Raw genomic sequence first — 18,240 nt, 5'->3', positions numbered from 1 at the left:
GCAATTCCCGATCCCCTTGCCGCGCCGCGGCCGTGAGCTGTGCTGCCTGCATGGGACACGGCTGCCGGCCGGTGCGCCACCGGGGGCCGGACCGACATGACCAACATGAGGGCGGATCGAATGGTACACACCGACAGGCACCGGCGACATCCCGCGGCGGTGGGGCGCGCGCGGCGCGCCTGGCGGGGCGCCCTGGCGGTCCTGGTGTGCCTGTCGGCCGCGCTGGCGAGCCTGCCGGCGGCGGCGGAGGACGGCTACGAGCTATGGCTGCGCTACCGCCCGCTGGCCGACGCGGCGGCGCAGGGCCAGCGCGCGCGTTTCGCGCAGCTGGTGGCGCCGGCGTCCACGCCCACCCAGCGGGCCGCGCGCGACGAACTGCTGCGCGGGCTGGGCGGCCTGCTCGGCGCCGCGCCCTCAACGGCCGAGGCGCCCGACCGCGACGGTGCCTTGCTGGTGGGCACGCCGGCCTCGCTGCCGGCGATCGCGGCGCTGGAGCTCGACCTCGACGGATTGGGAGCGGAGGGCTTCGCGATCCGCAGCACGCGCGTCGGCGGGCGTGCCGCCACCGTGGTGGCGGCCAACACCGACACGGGTGCGCTTTACGGCGCGTTCCACCTGCTGCGCCTGCTGCAGACCGGGCAGCCGGTCGATGCGCTCGACATCCGCGAATCGCCGCGGGTCAAGCTGCGCGTGCTCAACCACTGGGACAACCTCGACCGCTACGTCGAGCGCGGCTACGCCGGCGAATCGATCTGGGACTGGCACCGCCTGCCGGACTGGCTGGACCCGCGCTACACCGACTACGCCCGCGCCAATGCCTCGATCGGCATCAACGGCACCGTGCTCAACAACGTCAATACCAGCGCCCAGGCGTTGACACCGCTGTACCTCGAAAAGACCGCGGCACTGGCGTCGGTGATGCGTCCGTACGGCATCAAGGTCTACCTCAGCGCACGCTTCAGCGCGCCGATCGAGATCGGCGGCCTTCCGACCGCCGATCCGCTCGATCCGGCCGTGCGCCAGTGGTGGAAGGACAAGATCGACGAGATCTACCGCACGATCCCCGACTTCGGCGGCTTCCTGGTCAAGGCCAATTCGGAAGGGCAGCCCGGTCCGCAGGACTACGGGCGCAGCCACGCCGACGGCGCCAACATGATGGCCGAGGCATTGGCCCCGCATGGCGGCGTGGTGATGTGGCGCGCCTTCGTGTATTCGCACGAGGAGCCGGACGACCGCGCCAAGCAGGCCTATACCGAGTTCGTGCCGCACGACGGCGTGTTCGCCGACAACGTGCTGGTGCAGGTCAAGAACGGCGCGATCGACTTCCAGCCGCGCGAGCCGTTCCACCCGCTGTTCGGCGCGATGCCGAAGACGCCGCTGATGATGGAGTTCCAGATCACCAAGGAGTACCTCGGTTTCGCCACCCACCTGGTGTACCTGGGCCCGATGTACGAGGAAGTGCTGCGCGCCGACACCCATGCGCGCGGCCCCGGCTCGACCGTGGCGAAGATCATCGACGGCTCGCTGGAAGGCCATGCCCTGACCGGCATGGCCGGCGTGGCCAACATCGGCGTGGATCGCAACTGGAGCGGCTCGCACTTCGACCAGGCCAACTGGTACGTCTACGGCCGCATGGCCTGGGACCCGCACGCCAGCGCCGAGGCCATCGCCCGCGACTGGACGCGCATGACCTTCTCCACCGACCCGGACGTGGTCGAGCCGGTGGTGTCGATGATGATGGGCTCGCACCAGGCGGTGGTCGACTACATGACCCCGCTGGGCCTGCACCACCTGATGGGCCGTGGCCACCATTACGGCCCGGGTCCGTGGGTCGAGGGCGGTCCGCGCGCGGACTGGACCTCGGTCTACTACCACCGCGCCGACGCGCGCGGCATCGGCTTCGACCGCAGCGCCACCGGCAGCAATGCCGTGGCCCAGTACGCGCCGCCGGTGGCCCGGCAGTTCGGCAGCATCGACACCGTGCCGGAAGAGTTCCTGCTGTGGTTCCACCACGTGCCCTGGGACCACCCCATGGCCTCCGGCCGCAGCCTGTGGGACGAGCTGGTTACCCGCTACGGCCGCGGCGTGGACTACGTGCGCGGCATGCGCCGCACCTGGTCCACGCTGGAAGACAAGGTCGACCAGGAGCGCCACCGCCAGGTCTCGGTGTTCCTCGGCATCCAGGAGAAGGAGGCGCAGTGGTGGCGCGACGCCAGCATCGCCTACTTCGGGACCTTCTCGAGGCGGCCGCTGCCGGCCGGCGAAGCCGAGCCGCCGCACGACGTGGAGTACTACAAGTCCCTGCAGTTCCCGTTCGCCCCCGGAGACGGCAAGTGAGCCAACGCAAGCTGATCCATCTCGCCGCAGCTCTCGGCCTTGCGCTGGCTCCGCTGGCGCAGGCCCAGGACACCGCCGCAGCGGCCACGCCGCTGCTGCATTCGCTGTTCCAGGACCACGCCGTGCTCCAGCGCGACCAGCCGCTGAAGGTGTGGGGCCGCGCCGAACCGGGCGCGCAGGTGAACGTGGAGATCGCCGGCAGGCGCGCCCGCGTGCGCGCCGCCGCCGACGGCCAGTGGGAGGCGAGCCTGCCGGCGCTGGAGGCCGGCGGTCCCTACACCCTGGTTGCAAAGGCCGGCGAGGCCAGCCAGCGCGTGTCCGACGTGATGGTCGGCGACGTGTGGCTGTGCTCGGGCCAGTCGAACATGGAGCTGCAGGTGTGGCGTTCGCTGGACGCGCGCGCGGAGCTGGCGAGCGCCGGCAACGAGCGCATCCGCCTGCTGACCGTGCCGCAGGTGGGCCAGGTGGAACCACAGCGCGAGTTCACCCAGCCGGTGGCATGGAAGCCGGTCGATGCCGAATCGGTCCGTGATTTCTCCGCGGCCTGTTACTTCTTCGCCCGCGAGCTGCAGAAGACCGTCGACGTGCCCATGGGCCTGGTCAACGCCTCCTGGGGTGGAGCGAAGATCCAGCCCTGGATCAGTGCGGAAGGATTGAAGGCCCTTTCCTGGTACGACGGCGAACTTGCCGTCCTGGATACCTACGCCGAGGACGCACTGGCCGGGCTGGGCCGGTGGGGCAGGTTCTGGCAGGCCTGGTGGAGCCGCGAGGCCGGCGCCGAGGCCGCCGACCAGCCCTGGACGGGCGAGGGCAGTGGCTGGAGCCCGGCACCGCCGCAACTGGGCGCCTGGGAGCACTGGGGCGTGCCGGCCCTGGCCGACTACAACGGCATGGTCTGGTACCGCACCACATTGGCCCTCGACGCGGCGCAGGCCGCGCAGGAAGCCGTGCTCGAGCTGGGTCCGGCCGACGAGGTCGACATGACCTGGGTCAACGGCCAGGCCGTGGGCAGCACCTATGGCGCCGGGGGCGGCCGCGAATACCGCCTGCCGTCCGGCCTGCTGAAGGCAGGCACGAACACCGTGGTGGTGAACGTGCTGGATACCTACCGCGAAGGCGGCCTGTCCGGTCCCGCCTCCACCCACGCCGTGCGCCTGGCCGATGGCACCCGGCTGCAGCTGGATGCGCGCTGGAGCTACCGCATCGCGCCGGCCGGCATCGCCGAGCCGCCGCGCGCGCCGTGGCAGAGCGCCGCCGGCATGACCACCCTGTACAACGGCATGATCGCGCCGCTCGTCGGCCATGGCTTCAAGGGCGCGCTGTGGTACCAGGGCGAGTCCAACACCGGCGAGCCGGAGCGTTACGCCGACCTGCTGCGCGCCCTGCGCAGCGACTGGCGCCGCCAGTTCGGCAAGGACCTGGGCTTCCTCGTGGTGCAGCTGGCCAACTTCGGCCCGGCCCCCACCCGGCCCACCGAGAGCGGCTGGGCCGGCGTTCGCGAGGCCCAGCGGCTGGTGGCGGCCGAGGACGCCCGCTCCGGCCTGGCCGTGGCGATCGACATCGGCGACCGCTACGACATCCATCCGGCCAACAAGCAGCAGGTCGGCAAGCGCCTGGCGCAGGCCGCGCGCCACGCGGTGTACGGGGAGCGCATCGCGCCGTCCGGCCCGGTGCCGCGCGCGGCCGCGCGCGAGGGCGACGCCGTGGTGGTCGAGTTCGGCGACGTCGGCGGCGAGCTGGTGGCGTACAGCGCCGAGTCTCCGATCGGTTTCGAGCTGTGCGGCGCCGATGCCGGCAGCTGCCAGTACGCGCGTGCCGAGATCCGCGGCAACCGCGTGGCCCTGCAGGCGTCCAACGCCGCGCAGGCGACGCGCATCCGCTACTGCTGGGCCGACAGCCCGGTCTGCACCCTGTACGACGCCGACGGCATGCCCGCCGGTCCGTTCGAATTCCCGCTTGCGCCGCAGGCGAATGACGAGCACGCACGATGAGCAGCCAGATCCCTGCGCAAACCACTCCCCACGGTTCGAAGAACGACCGCGAGATCATCGACGCGAAGGTCATCGTCACCTGTCCGGGGCGCAACTTCGTCACCCTGAAGATCACCACCGCCTCCGGCATCTACGGCCTGGGTGACGCGACGCTCAACGGCCGCGAGCTGGCGGTGGCCTCGTACCTGCAGGACCACGTGGTGCCGAACCTGATCGGCCGCGATGCGGGCCGGATCGAGGACATCTGGCAGTTCCTGTACCGCGGCGCGTACTGGCGCCGCGGCCCGGTGACCATGAGCGCGATCGCCGCGGTCGACGTGGCCCTGTGGGACATCCTCGGCAAGATGGCCGGCCTGCCGGTGTACCGGCTGCTGGGCGGCCGCTCGCGCGAGGGCGCGCTGGTCTACGGCCACGCCAACGGCCGCGACATCGCCGAGGCCTCCGACGCGGTCGGCAGGTTCATCGAGCAGGGCTTCCTGGCGGTGCGCGCGCAGTGCGGCGTGCCGGGCATCAAGAAGGCCTATGGCATCTCCAACGCCAAGGGCTACGAGCCGGCCGAGAGCGAGCTGCCGCTGGAGACCACCTGGAACACCCCGCGCTACCTGGACGTGGTGCCGAAGCTGTTCGAACAGCTGCGCGCCGACCATGGCCCGGACGTGGAGCTGCTGCACGACGTGCACCACCGCCTGACCCCGATCGAGGCCGCGCGCCTGGCCAAGTCGGTCGAGCCGTTCCGCCTGTTCTGGCTGGAGGACGCCACCCCGGCCGAGAACCAGAAGTCGTTCGAGCTGATCCGCAAGCACTCGGTCACCGCGCTGGCGGTAGGCGAGGTGTTCAATTCGATCTGGGACTGCAAGCACCTGATCGAGAACCAGCTGATCGACTACATCCGCACCACCATCGTCCACGGCGGCGGCATCACCCACGTGCGCCGCATCGCCGACTTCGCCGCCCTGCACCAGGTGCGCACCGGCTTCCACGGCGCCACCGACCTGTCGCCGGTGACGATGGGCGCGGCGCTGCACTTCGACACCTGGGTGCCGAACTTCGGCATCCAGGAATACATGTTCCACACCGACGAAACCGACGCGGTGTTCCCGCACGACTACGTGCTGCGCGATGGCCGCCTGCACGTGGGCGACACGCCCGGGATCGGCGTCGACATCGACGAGCAGCTGGCGGCGAAGTATCCGTACGCGCCGAAACAGCTGCCGATCGCGCGCCTGGAAGACGGCGCGATGTGGGACTGGTAAGCAAGCACCAATTCGATAGGGGAGTGATGATGACTGTACGCAACGCACGCAGCGCCCGCCGGCGCCACGCCACCCGCATCCTCGCAGGCGGCATCGCCGCGCTGCTGCTGGCCGCCTGCGGCGGGGAGCCCGCCGCGCAGGCGCAGGCCGCCAGCGGCGATGCACCCGCCGCCGCGGCCGGTGCACCGGCGCCGGTCCACTTCGACTGGTTCGAGTACACCGGCCGCGATGCCGCCTTCGAGGCGCCGCTGCCCGAGGGCCACTACCGCAACCCGGTGCTCGCCGGCTTCCACTCCGATCCCAGCATCACCGCGGCCAACGGGAAGTTCTACCTGGTGGCCTCGACCTTCGCCTTCTTCCCGGGTATCCCGGTGTTCGAGAGCGAGGACCTGGTGCACTGGAAGCAGGTGGGCAATGCGATCCATCGTCCGGGACAGCTGGACTTCGACGGCCTGGGCATGTCGCGCGGCGTGTTCGCGCCGGCGATCGAGTACCAGAACGGCACCTTCTACGTCGTCAACACCTCGGTCGACGCGGGCGGCAATTTCTTCGTGACCGCGTCGGATCCGGCCGGCCCCTGGTCCGATCCTGTGTGGCTGCCGACCATCGGCGGCATCGACCCCTCGCTGTTCTTCGACGACGACGGCAAGGTCTACATCCTCAACAACGACGAGCCGGCGGTGCCGGTGCGCTACGACGGCCACCGCGCGATCTGGCTGCAGGAGATCGACATCGCCAGCGGCAAGCCGTTCGGGCCGCGCAAGGTGCTCATCGACGGCGGCATCAAGCCCGAGGAAAACCCGATCTGGATCGAAGGGCCGCACATCTACAAGGTCGACGGCTGGTACTACCTCAGCGACGCCGAGGGCGGCACCGGCCCGCAGCATTCGCAGGTGGTCCTGCGCAGCCGCGATGTGTGGGGGCCGTACGAATCCTATGAGCACAACCCGATCCTGACCCAGCGCGACCTCGACCCCGGGCGCGAGCTGCCGGTCACCAATGCCGGCCATGCCGACATGGTGCAGGGCCCGGACGGAAGCTGGTGGGCGACCTTCCTGGCCAGCCGCAACTACGGCGTGGACCACTACAACACCGGGCGCGAGACCTTCCTGCTGCCGGTGACCTGGAAGGACGGCTGGCCGGTGATCCTGCCGCGCGGCGAGAAGATCCCGTATGCGCTGCCGGGGCCGTCCTTCATGAAGAAGCCCGCCGACCAGGCGCCGATGACCGGCAACTTCACCTGGCGCGACGAGTTCGACACGGTCGAACTGGGCAAGGGCTGGATGACCGCGCGCGTGCCGAAGACGCCGTGGTACGACGGCAGCTCGCGCCCCGGCTGGCTGGCGATCACCCCGCTGAAGGAGCGGCTGGATGCCAAGACCAACATGGCCTTCTACGCGCGCCGCCAGCAGCACATGAACTTCGACGCCAGCGCGGCGATGGAACTGCCGGGCGAAGGCGTGGCCGCGGGCCTGGCCGCCTTCCAGGGCGACGACCACTGGTACTTCCTCGGCGTGCGCCGGGGCGGGAAGGGCGTTGAGGTGTTCCTCGAGAAGAAGGCCGGCGCCGAGGTCGAGGTGGTCGCCAGCCGGCCTGCCGCCGCCGCCAACGACGCGCTGACGCTGCACATCAAGGGCGACGCGGGCGTCTACGGCTTCGGCTTCGATGCCGGCGACGGGCAGGGCGTGCAGTGGCTGGTGCGCGATGCCGACGGCACCATCCTCAGCACCGACGCGGCCGGCGGTTTCGTCGGCGCCACGCTCGGCCCGCACGCGCGCGACGAGCGCGCCGCGCCATGACACGACCTGGAAAGGAGACCGAGATGCGAGCACTGCACGAATCCGCGGCGGCACGGCGCGTCGCGTCCCGACGTCGCCTGGCCCGCGCCTGCGCGACCGGCCTGCTGGCCCTGCTGCCGGTCCTGGCGCCGCAGGCGCAGGAAGCCGGGCGACCCTGGCTCGACACCTCGAAGAGTTTCGAGGAGCGCGCCGCGGCCCTGGTGTCGCGCATGACGCTGGAAGAGAAGGCGGCGCAGATGCAGAACGACTCGCCGGCCATCGAACGGCTGGGCGTGCCCGAGTACGAGTGGTGGAACGAGGCCCTGCACGGCGTCGCCCGGGCCGGCGCGGCGACGGTGTTCCCGCAGGCCATCGGCATGGCGGCCACCTTCGACGTGCCGCTGATGGACGAGATCTCGCGCACCATCAGCGACGAGGCTCGTGCCAAGCACCACGAGGCCTTCCGCAACGGCCAGCACGGCCGCTACCAGGGCCTGACCTTCTGGTCGCCGAACATCAACATCTTCCGCGACCCGCGCTGGGGCCGTGGCCAGGAGACCTACGGCGAGGATCCGTACCTGACCGCGCGCATGGGCATCTCCTTCGTGCGCGGCCTGCAGGGCGTGGCGCCGGACGGCTCGCTGCTGCCCGAATCGCAGGGTGGCAGATACCGCAAGCTCGACGCCACCGCCAAGCACTTCGCCGTGCACAGCGGCCCGGAAGCCGACCGCCACACCTTCGACGTGCATCCGACCGCGCGCGACCTGTGGGAGACCTACCTGCCGGCCTTCGAATCGCTGGTCACCGAGGGCCAGGTCAAGGCGGTGATGGGCGCCTACAACCGCGTCTACGGCGAGTCGGCCAGCGGCAGCAAGCTGCTGCTGCGCGACATCCTGCGCGACCAGTGGGGCTTCAAGGGCTATGTGATGTCCGACTGCTGGGCGATCGTCGACATCTGGGAGAACCACAAGATCGTCGCCACGCCCGAGGAGGCCGCGGCCCTGGCGGTGAAGAACGGCACTGAGCTCAACTGCGGCAGCACGTATGCGAAGCACCTGCCGGTGGCGGTGCGCAAGGGACTGATCGGCGAGGCCGAACTGGACGACGCGCTCACCCGGCTGATGACCACGCGCATGGAGCTGGGCATGCTCGATCCGGCCGGGCAGGTGCCGTGGGCGCAGGTGCCGTATTCGGTCAACCAGGCGCCCGCGCATGACGCGCTGGCGCGACGCGCGGCGCAGGAATCGATCGTGCTGCTGAAGAACGACGGCGTGCTGCCCCTGTCGAAGGCCATCCGCCGCCTGGCCGTGGTCGGTCCCACCGCGGACGACACCATGGCGCTGCTGGGCAACTACTACGGCACGCCCGCCGACCCGGTGACCGTGCTGCGCGGCATCCGCGAGGCGTTGCCCGGGGTCGATGTGGTGTATGCGCGCGGGGCCGACCTGGTCGAGGGCCGCGAGGATCCGGGGGCGACACCGCTGATCGAACCGCAGTACCTGCGGCCCGCGGCAGGTTCGAACGAGCGCGGCCTGCGCGGAGAGTACTTCCGCAACAAAGACCTCGCTGGCGAGCCCGTGCTGGTGCGCGTGGACGCGCAGATCGGTTTCCGCTGGGACCGCGGTTCGCCCACCGACAACCTGATGGCTCGCGGCGAGGCCGGCCCGGACAACGCGGTGCCCAACGAGAACTTCAGCATCCGCTGGAGCGGCCAGCTGCTGCCGCCGGTCAGCGGGCGCTACCGGCTGGAGGCCGGCGCCAACGACGGCTTCCGCCTGTACCTGGACGGCAAGCTCGTCCTGGACCACTGGGAGGATGCCGAGCGCCTGCGCGCGGACAGCGTCGAACTCGACCTGGAAGGCGGCCGCGCCTACGACATCCGCCTGGAGTACTACGAGGGCGAGCGCGACGCCTCGGTGCGGCTGGCCTGGGACCTGCCCGGCGCGAAGCCGCCGTTCGAGGAAGCCCTGGCGGCGGCGCGGGATGCCGATGCGGTGGTGTTCGTCGGCGGCCTGACCGGCGACGTCGAAGGCGAGGAGATGAAGGTCGACTACCCGGGCTTCGCCGGTGGCGACCGCACCGACATCCGCCTGCCCGCCACCCAGCAGAAGCTGCTCGAGGCCCTGCACGCGACCGGCAAGCCGGTCGTGCTGGTGCTGACCACCGGCTCGGCGCTGGGCATCGACTGGGCCAAGGCCAACCTGCCCGCCATCCTCGTGGCCTGGTACCCGGGCCAGCGCGGTGGCAGCGCGGTGGCGGACGTGCTGTTCGGCGACGTCAGCCCGGCCGGCCGCCTGCCGGTGACGTTCTACAGCGCGGAGGAGCAGCTGCCGGCCTTCGACGACTACGCCATGGCCGGTCGCACCTATCGCTATTTCAGGGGCGAGCCGCTGTATCCGTTCGGGCATGGCCTGTCGTACACGAGCTTCGACTACAGCGGGCTGCGGCTGGACCGCGACCGCGTGGCCGCCGACGACACGATCACCGCGACCGTGACCGTGCGCAACAGCGGCCAGCGCGCCAGCGACGAGGTGGTGCAGCTCTACCTGCGGGCGCTCTCGCCCGGGCGCGAGCGCGCGGTGCGCGAGCTGCGCGGCTTCCAGCGCGTGCACCTGGCGCCGGGCGAGTCGCGCGAACTGCGCTTCACCTTCGTTCCCTCGCGCGACCTGCGCCATTACGACGAGGCAGCGCGCGGCTATGCGGTCGATCCCGGCCGCTACGCGGTCGAGATCGGCGCGTCCAGCGGCGACCTGCGCATCGGCAGCCAGTTCGAGGTGGAGGCGCAGTGAGCCAGGCGCCGCAGGCGCAGGGCAGGGGCGCGGAGGCGGGACACCCCCGCCTCGGCGAGGCGGCGCTCGCCGGGCTGCCGGCGCAGGTCGGGCGCCCGGTCTACGTGCGTGCGGCCACCCGCATCGGCGTGGTGCACTTCGGCCCGGGCGCGTTCCATCGCGCCCACCAGGCGGCGTACTTCGACGACCTGCTGGCCATCGATCCCGACTGGGCGATCTGCGCGGTGTCCCTGCACAACCCGGGGGTGCGCGATGCGCTGCAGCCGCAGGACGGTCTGTACACGCTCGCCCTGCTGGAAGAGACGGTGCGGCTGCGCGTGGTCGGCGCGATCCGCGAGGTGCTGTGCGCACCGCAGCAGCGCAAGGCGGTCATGGCGCGGCTGGTCGACCCGCAGGTGCGACTGGTCACGCTGACCATCACCGAGAAGGGCTACTGCCTGTCCGGCGACGGCCTCGACGCCGCGCATCCGGACATCGCGCGCGACCTGGTCTCGCCCGAGCAGCCGATCAGCGCGATCGGCTGGCTGGTCGCGGGCCTGCGCGAACGGCGCGCGCGCAGGCTGTCCCCGTACACGGTGCTGAGCTGCGACAACCTCGCCGACAACGGCGGACGGCTGCGGCGCGCGGTGCTCGACTATGCGCGCCGCATCGACCGCGGGCTGGCGGCCTGGATCGAGTCCGAGGTGTCGTTCCCGCGTTCGATGGTCGACAGCATCACCCCGGCCACCGACGACGCGCTGCGCACGCGCGTCGCGTCGGCGCTGGGCGTCGCGGACGCCTGGCCGGTGCAGCGCGAGCCTTACAGCCAGTGGGTGGTCGAGGACGATTTCCGCCACGGCCGCCCGCCGCTGGAACGCGTGGGCGTGGTCTTCAGCGGCGAAATCGCCGGCTACGACCGCGCCAAGCTGCGCCTGCTCAACGGGCCGCATTCGGCGCTGGCCTATCTCGGCTCGCTGCTCGGACTCGACACCGTGGCCCGCGCCATGCGCGATCCGGCGCTCGCCGGGTTCGTCGAGCGGCTGATGCGCGAGGACATCGTGCCGACGCTGGCGCTGCCGGCCGGCTTCGATGCGCAGGCCTACGTGGACGCGATCCTGTCGCGCTTCCGCAATCCGGCCATCCGCCACCTGCTGTCGCAGATCGCCTGGGACGGCTCGCAGAAGATCCCGGTGCGCCTGCTCGGCACCATCGCCGATGCGCTCGCGGCCGGTCACGACATCGACCGGCTGTGCCTGCCGGTGGCGGGCTGGCTGCATTTCGTCGCGCGCCAGGCGCGCAGCGGCGAGGCGCTGGTCGATCCGCTGCAGGCGCCACTGCTGGAGGCCGGGCGCCGCGCTACCGGCGATGCCGCACACGACGTCGAAACATTCCTCCGTCTGCAGCCGGTGTTCGGCGCGCTGGCCGGGGACGCGCGTTTCGTCGAGGCGCTGCGCGGCGCCTACGCCACGCTCGCGCCGGGCGACGCGGCGGCGGTGGCCCTGGCCCTCGCCGCCGCGCAGGGGCCTCAGCCTTGAAAGCCCAGGCCCGTCACCTTCAGCGGCACGCGGGCCAGGAAGCGGTGCGATGTCATGTACAGCGTGCGCCCGTCGTCGCCGAAGGCGCAGTTGGCCACCGCGCTGCCGGTCTCGATGCGGCCCAGGCGCTTGCCGTCGGGAGCGAACACCAGCACGCCGCCGGGGCCGGTGGCGAACACCAGGCCTTCGCTGGACACCGCGATGCCGTCGGGCAGGCCGGGCGCGTCGTCGCCCATCAGGTCGCTGGCGTCCGCGAACTGGCGGCGGTCGACGATCCCGCCGGCCGCATCGAGCGTGTAGGCCATCCAGATCGGTCGCTTGTCGTCGGAGTTGGCCACGTACAGCGTGTTGCCGTCGGGCGAGAAGGCGATGCCGTTGGGGCGGCTGAGCGAATCGTCCAGCAGGTGCACGCTGCCGTCGGCATCGAGCCGGTAGATGCCGTTGACCGGCTGCTCCTTGGCCGGCGACTCGTCGCCGTCCTTCAGCCCGTAGGGCGGATCGGTGAAGAACACCGTGCCGTCGCCGCGCGCGACCACGTCGTTGGGGCTGCTGAAGCGCTTGTCCTGGAAGGTTTCGACCAGCGCGACCCGCGACTTGTCGGCCGGATTGAAGCGGGCGACCAGCCGGTTGCCCGAGTCGGCCAGCAGCACGCTGCCGTCGGCCTCGGCGAACAGGCCATTGGCGCCGCCCTCGCGCAGCGTGTCCAGCGGCGGACCGGCATAGCCGGAGGGCTCGAGGAAGAGCGACAGGCCGTCGGCCTGCGACCAGCGGTACATCCGGTTTTCCGGGGGATCGTTGAACAGCAGGTAGCCGCCGTCGCGGATCCAGGCCGGGCCTTCCGACCAGGTGAACTCGTCCCCGGTCAGCTTCTCGATGCGCGCGTCGGCGTCGACCACGTCGGCGAAGGCCGCGTCGTACGACGTCACGCGCCCGACCGTCTCGAAAGCGGCCGCGGCGGTCGCGCCGGTGTCGGCCGCGTCCGCGGGCGCGGTCGCGTCCTGCGGGGCGGTGGTCGCGGCGGTCGCGGCGTCGCGTCCGTCCGAGCAGCCCGCGAGGGCGACGGCGAGCGCGGCGGTCAGCAGCGAGGGAAGCATTCGCATCGGCATGTCCTGTCTGGAAGTGGCGGAAGGGGCCGGACGCGGCGTCCGGACCGCATGCCCGCGACAGGCCTGCCGCAGGCTGCGTGCGATGCCGGGATCCGGCATGCGCTGCCTCCGCATCATAGCCGTGCGCATGGCGCCGGTGCGCCGCCGTTGCAGGCGCAACCGTGGCGCGCGCGCGCCGCCCGGCACCCTTGCAAGCATGCGCAAACAACGATTCCCCGCCGTCCCGCATGGAGCACGCACCGATGCACGACCTGCTGACCCGCCACGCCACCGCGGACGGTCCGCGCTGGGCACTCAACGGCCGCTACCTTCCCGCCGGGTTCACCCTGTCGCAGTGGCTCACGCTGTCGCCGTCCGCGGCCGCGGACGCACTCGAGGCCGTGGCGCCCGGCGCCGCGGCCGATGCCCCGCTGCTGCCACCCATCGACGATGCGCAGGAACTCTGGGCCAGCGGCGTGACCTACCTCAGCAGCCGCATGGCGCGCGAGGCCGAGTCGCAGAGCGCCGACGTCTACCAGAAGGTGTATGCCGCCGAGCGTCCGGAGTTGTTCTTCAAGGCTACCGGCTGGCGCGCGCGCGGCAGCGGGCAGCCGATCCGCATCCGCGCCGACAGCGGCTGGAACGTGCCCGAACCGGAACTGGTGCTGGTGCTCGATTCGGGCGGACGCATCGTCGGCTACACCACCGGCAACGACGTGTCCTCGCGCAGCATCGAGGGCGAGAACCCGCTGTACCTGCCGCAGGCCAAGGTCTACGACGGCGCCTGCGCGATCGGTCCGGGCATCCGCCTGTGCAGCGCCGACACCATGCGCGACCTGCCGATCGCGCTGGAGATCCTGCGCGGCGGCGCCAGCGTATTCGCCGGCCTGACCCGCACCTCGCAGATCAAGCGCGGGCTGGAGGAACTGGCCGCCTGGCTGTTCCGCGAACTGCGCCAGCCCGCCGGCGCCTTCCTGTTCACCGGCACCGGCATCGTGCCGGGCGAGGACTTCAGCCTGCGCAGCGGCGACGTGGTGCGCATCGACATCGACGGCCTGGTGCTGGAGAACCCGGTCGAATGAGGGCGTCCCGCGGCCGCGCCCACCCGCTGCGCTCGATCCGGACCGGGCAGGGCGGGGCGCCTGCCTTCCTACCGTCCACGGGGACACGACCATGAGCACGCACGCGCTCGACACCCTGCTCGGCGACGGCTCCGCGCTGCTGGCCACGCGCACCAGCGGCGAAGGTCCGCCCGGACGCCTGCCGATCGATGCCGACACCTTGCGCGAGGCGCCCAGCGGCCATCTGTTCGGCATGACCCAGAACGCGGGCATGGGCTGGCGCGCGGCGGAGGTCGCGCGCGATCCCTACCTGATCCTGAGCACCCAGGGCGGGCTGCGCGCGGAGGACGGCAGTCCGGTGGCGCTGGGCCTGCACACCGGCCACTGGGAGCTCGACCAGATGGTGCGCGCGGCCGCCCAGCGCATCGCGCAGGCCGGCGGCCTGCCGTTCGCCGTGGCCTGCAGCGATCCCTGCGACGGGCGCACCCAGGGCACCACCGGCATGTTCGACAGCCTGCCGTACCGCAACGACGCGGCGATGGTGATGCGGCGCCTGGTGCGCTCGCTGCCCACGCGCCGCGGCGTGCTCGGCGTGGCCACCTGCGACAAGGGCCTGCCGGCGATGATGCTGGCCCTGGCCGGCTGCAGCGACCTGCCCGGCGTAGTGGTGCCCGGCGGGGTGACCCTGCCGGCGCGCGGCGCCGAGGACACCGCCATCGTGCAGACCATCGGCGCGCGCTTCGCGCATGGGCTGATCGACCTCGAGCACGCCGCGGCGATGGGCTGCCGCGCCTGCGGCTCGCCCGGCGGCGGCTGCCAGTTCCTGGGCACTGCGGCGACTTCGCAGGTGATCGCAGAGGCGCTGGGCATGGCCCTGCCGCACAGCGCGCTGGCGCCGTCGGGCGAGCCGGTCTGGCTGGATGTCGCGCGCCGCTCGGCGCTGGCGCTGATGCAGCTGGCCGCCGACGGCACCGCGCTGTCGGCCATCCTCACGCGCGAGGCCTTCCAGAACGCGCTGCTGGTGCACGCCGCGTTCGGCGGCTCGACCAACCTGCTGCTGCACGTGCCGGCGATCGCGCACGCCGCCGGCATCGCGCGGCCGACGGTGGACGACTGGATCCGCGCCAACCGCGCCACGCCGCGCCTGGTGGACGCGCTGCCCAACGGTCCGCGCCACCATCCTACGGTGCAGGTGTTCATGGCCGGCGGCGTGCCCGAGGTGATGCTGCACCTGCGCGACATGGGCCTGCTGCACCTGGATGTGGCGACCGTGACCGGGCGCAGCCTCGGCGACAACCTCGACTGGTGGGAGCGCAGCGACGCGCGCCGCATCGCGCGCGAGCGCCTGCGCGAACTCGACGGCGTCGATCCCGCGCACGTGATCATGGCGCCGGAGGCGGCGCGTGCGGCCGGGATGTCGAGCGCGCTGGTGTTCCCGCGCGGCAACATCGCGCCCGAGGGCTCGGTGATCAAGGCCACCTCGATCGACGCCTCGGTGGTCGGTGCCGACAACGTCTATCGCCACAGCGGGCGCGCGCGCGTGTTCGCGAGCGAGCGCGACGCGATCCGCGCGATCAAGTCGAAGGGCCCGGACGCGGTGGTGGCGGGCGACGTGGTCGTGCTCGCCGGCTGCGGCCCGGCCGGCACCGGCATGGAGGAAACCTACCAGCTCACCTCCGCGCTCAAGCACCTGCCCTGGGGCAAGCACGTGGCTGTGATCACCGATGCGCGCTTCTCGGGTGTCTCGACCGGTGCCTGCATCGGCCACGTCGGCCCCGAAGCCCTGGCGGGCGGTCCGATCGGCCGCCTGCGCGATGGCGACATCGTGTGCATCCAGATCGACCGGACGCGGCTGGAGGGACGGATCGATTTCGTTGGCACCGATCCGGAGACCCCCCTCGATCCGGATGCCGCAGCGGCGCTGCTGGCGACGCGCGAGCCGCATCCGGCGATGGCCGCGCACGCGCGCCTGCCGGCCGACACCCGCCTGTGGGCCGCGCTGCAGGAGGTGGGTGGCGGCACCTGGGGCGGCTGCGTCTACGACGTGGACGCCATCGTGGAGACGCTGAAGGCCGGGCGCGCCGCGCTGGCGGCGCGTTGACGCCCGCCGCCCGTATTCCAAACCCGCCAGCTGCCGAGGAGGCGTATTGCATGGAGATGTTCCTGGTCATCGCGGCAGCGATCGCGCTGCAGATCTTCCTGACGGCGCGCGGGCTCAGTCCGTTCCTGTCGCTGCTGCTGGTGGCGATCGGCATGGGCCTGGCGCTGGGCATGTCGCCGCAGGACCTGCTCAAGACCATCGACGCCGGCGTGGGCAGCACCCTGGCGGGGCTGGCGCTGGTGATCGTGCTGGGCGCGATCCTGGGCAAGGTGCTGGAGGAGAGCGGGGCGGCCGAACGCATCGCCACCACGCTCATCGCCGCCTTCGGCGAACGCAACATCCAGTGGGCGCTGCTGCTCACCGGCTTCCTGGTCGGCATCCCGCTGTACTTCAACGCCGGCTTCATCATCCTGGTGCCGCTGATCTTCTCGCTGGCGCGCCGCACCGGCCTGCCGATCCTGTACCTGGCCATTCCCACGGTCGCCTCGCTCAGCACCACCCACTGCTTCCTGCCGCCGCATCCGGGGCCGGTGGTGCTGGTCAACGCCTTCGGCGCGGACATGGGGCGCACGCTGCTTTACGGCATCGCGATGGCGATCCCCGCGGTGGTCGTCGCCGGACCGTTGCTGGGCCGGCGCATGCAGGCGATCAACCCGCCGCTGCTGGACCTGTTCGCGTCCAGCGACGGGCCGCGCGAGTTGCCGGGCAACGCCAGCTCGTTCCTGATCGCGCTCTCGCCGGTGCTGCTGATCAGCCTGTCGGTGCTTGCCGATGCGCTGCTGCCCGAAGGCCCGGCACGCACCGTCCTGCTGTTCGCCGGCAATCCCACCGTGGCGCTGCTGCTGGCCAGCCTGGTGGCCTTCTGGTGGCTGGGCCATCGGCGCGGCGTGGACCTGCAGACCCAGACGAAGTGGCTCAACGCCGCCATCGCGGGCATCGCCGTGATCGTGCTGATCATCACCGCGGGCGGCGTGTTCAAACAGGTGCTGGTCGACAGCGGCGTCGGCGCGCGGATCGCCGCCCTCAGCGAAAGCTGGCAGATGCCGCCGCTGATCTTCGCCTGGCTGGCAACCGCCCTGCTGCGGGTGATGATCGGCTCGGCCACGGTCGCGGTGATCACCGCCGCAGGCATCGTCGCGCCGCTGATCGCGTCCACCGGAGCGTCGCCGGAACTGATGGTGCTGGCGGTCGGCGCAGGCAGCGTGTTCGGCTCGCACGTCAACGACTCCGCGTTCTGGATGTTCAAGGAGTTCTTCAACCTGTCGATGAAGCAGACCTTCGCCTCATGGACGGTGATGGAAACGACGATCTCCATCGTCGGGCTGGGGGGAGTGTTGCTGCTGGAGAGGCTGGTGGGCTGAGCGCCGTGGAGAAGCTTGCGAATCGGCCGGTGCCGGCCAGATTGTCCTTGCGGGGGCAGGCTGACCCGTTGGGCAAATCATTGCGCCGGATATCACCTCATTTGGTGGCTGATATCAGTTAGCTCCCCAAAAACAGACGGTCATCCTGGCCCCACGACGACCTGATGCATCAGCCAAGTCCATGTTTCCGTGAGGAAATTTCCGGATTGACGAGCAGCATGAGAAGCCACATGCTTCTTGCTACACCCCTGATTCGGGGTCTACTAGGTGTTAGGTGCCAAGGGGAGCACTTCGCATGTCATCGCTAGTTTTGCTCGCTGTTATCGTCTTCGTTGTCTTCATCGTCCTTGCTGCGCTCAAGAGCAAACAAGGCGGCGGCTCCGGCAAGATCGGATTTCCGTATCAACCTGCCAAACCGCTTTTCTCGGCTGCGGAGCTTTCTTTCCTTGGCGTACTTGACCAGGCTGTGGGCCAAGAGCACCGCGTCTTTGGCAAGGTTCGGGTAGCGGACGTAGCTGCGGTCAAGTCGGGCTTAGGCAACTCTGCCCGGCAAGGCGCGCTCAATCGCATCGCTTACAAGCACTTTGACTTCCTTGTATGCCGCTCCGGCGACCTATCAGTTGTCTGCGCTGTCGAGCTCAATGACAAATCTCACACCAGCCAACGGGCGCAGGCTCGTGACGAACTGCTGGCCAATGTGTGCCGTGCCATCAACTTGCCGTTTCTCACAGTTCCGGCCAAGGCCGCATACTCGTCCCAAGACGTGAGGAGTCAGTTCTTGGCAGTGGTAGAGCCCGCGCACTCAGCTATCCGGGTTGGCACCTAACAATTCATTCAAGCCGACGCCGCTTCGCGGCGCGGCTTAACTTAGGCGTTAGGCATCACAACCCATGTCTTTCGAAGCGGTAAGAAAGCTAGAGTCAGTTCTTGGCGCCGCTCTGCCTTCTGACTACCGCGTGTTCCTCACTAC

At 70.7% G+C, this 18,240-nt stretch carries 11 protein-coding genes; 10 read left to right on the top strand and 1 reads right to left on the bottom strand.

Annotated features, from left to right (window positions below; all coding sequences use genetic code 11):
* Positions 1–120 precede the first annotated feature (120 nt).
* From ACFQ2D_RS12080 to ACFQ2D_RS12055, 6 genes are all read left to right on the top strand, one after another.
* The gene (locus tag ACFQ2D_RS12080; RefSeq protein WP_280943857.1) at positions 121–2,337 is read left to right on the top strand and encodes an alpha-glucuronidase family glycosyl hydrolase; all 2,217 of its coding nucleotides are present in this window, start codon (positions 121–123) and stop codon (positions 2,335–2,337) included.
* Positions 2,334–4,328, top strand: coding sequence for a sialate O-acetylesterase (locus ACFQ2D_RS12075; protein WP_280943856.1), 1,995 nt, complete (start codon positions 2,334–2,336; stop codon positions 4,326–4,328). Before ACFQ2D_RS12080 ends, ACFQ2D_RS12075 begins: the two co-directional genes overlap by 4 nt.
* A complete protein-coding gene (manD, locus tag ACFQ2D_RS12070; protein ID WP_280943855.1) occupies positions 4,325–5,581 on the top strand; it encodes a D-mannonate dehydratase ManD in 1,257 nt (418 codons plus the stop codon). Before ACFQ2D_RS12075 ends, manD begins: the two co-directional genes overlap by 4 nt.
* A 92-nt stretch (positions 5,582–5,673) precedes the next feature.
* Positions 5,674–7,380 (top strand): glycoside hydrolase family 43 protein, encoded by a 1,707-nt coding sequence (locus ACFQ2D_RS12065; RefSeq protein ID WP_386795693.1) that lies wholly within the window; start codon positions 5,674–5,676, stop codon positions 7,378–7,380.
* Positions 7,381–7,403: 23 nt separating this feature from the next.
* Positions 7,404–10,148 carry a glycoside hydrolase family 3 protein gene (locus ACFQ2D_RS12060; protein WP_280943853.1) on the top strand — a complete coding sequence of 915 codons (2,745 nt, stop codon included), beginning with the start codon at positions 7,404–7,406 and terminating at the stop codon, positions 10,146–10,148.
* A complete protein-coding gene (locus tag ACFQ2D_RS12055) occupies positions 10,145–11,662 on the top strand; it encodes a mannitol dehydrogenase family protein (protein ID WP_386795667.1) in 1,518 nt (505 codons plus the stop codon). The genes ACFQ2D_RS12060 and ACFQ2D_RS12055 overlap by 4 nt, the downstream gene beginning before the upstream one ends.
* On the opposite strand, the gene ACFQ2D_RS12050 is transcribed toward ACFQ2D_RS12055, so the two are convergent.
* Positions 11,653–12,762, bottom strand: a complete 1,110-nt coding sequence (locus ACFQ2D_RS12050; protein ID WP_342457143.1) for an SMP-30/gluconolactonase/LRE family protein — start codon at positions 12,760–12,762, stop codon at positions 11,653–11,655. The two genes, ACFQ2D_RS12055 and ACFQ2D_RS12050, sit on opposite strands and share 10 nt — an antisense overlap.
* Before the next feature lie 248 nt (positions 12,763–13,010).
* On the opposite strand from ACFQ2D_RS12050, the gene ACFQ2D_RS12045 reads away from it, so the two are divergent.
* The 4 genes from ACFQ2D_RS12045 to ACFQ2D_RS12030 all read left to right on the top strand — a co-directional run bounded on the left by ACFQ2D_RS12045 (position 13,011) and on the right by ACFQ2D_RS12030 (position 18,096).
* Entirely contained in the window at positions 13,011–13,829 is an 819-nt protein-coding gene (locus tag ACFQ2D_RS12045) for a fumarylacetoacetate hydrolase family protein (RefSeq protein ID WP_280943852.1), read from the top strand.
* A gap of 91 nt (positions 13,830–13,920) precedes the next feature.
* Positions 13,921–15,909 (top strand): YjhG/YagF family D-xylonate dehydratase, encoded by a 1,989-nt coding sequence (locus tag ACFQ2D_RS12040; protein WP_280943851.1) that lies wholly within the window; start codon positions 13,921–13,923, stop codon positions 15,907–15,909.
* A gap of 50 nt (positions 15,910–15,959) precedes the next feature.
* Positions 15,960–17,270: a GntT/GntP/DsdX family permease gene (locus ACFQ2D_RS12035; RefSeq protein WP_280943850.1), complete on the top strand. Its 1,311-nt coding sequence runs from the start codon at positions 15,960–15,962 to the stop codon at positions 17,268–17,270.
* Between the two features lie 295 nt (positions 17,271–17,565).
* Positions 17,566–18,096, top strand: coding sequence for a DUF2726 domain-containing protein (locus ACFQ2D_RS12030; protein ID WP_280943849.1), 531 nt, complete (start codon positions 17,566–17,568; stop codon positions 18,094–18,096).
* Positions 18,097–18,240 lie beyond the last annotated feature (144 nt).

Source organism: Luteimonas composti, from assembly GCF_042678665.1.
GTDB classification, from domain to species: Bacteria; Pseudomonadota; Gammaproteobacteria; order Xanthomonadales; family Xanthomonadaceae; genus Luteimonas; species Luteimonas composti.
The sequence above is the reverse complement of the archived record's forward strand: the minus strand, read 5'-3'. Positions and strand labels throughout refer to the sequence as shown.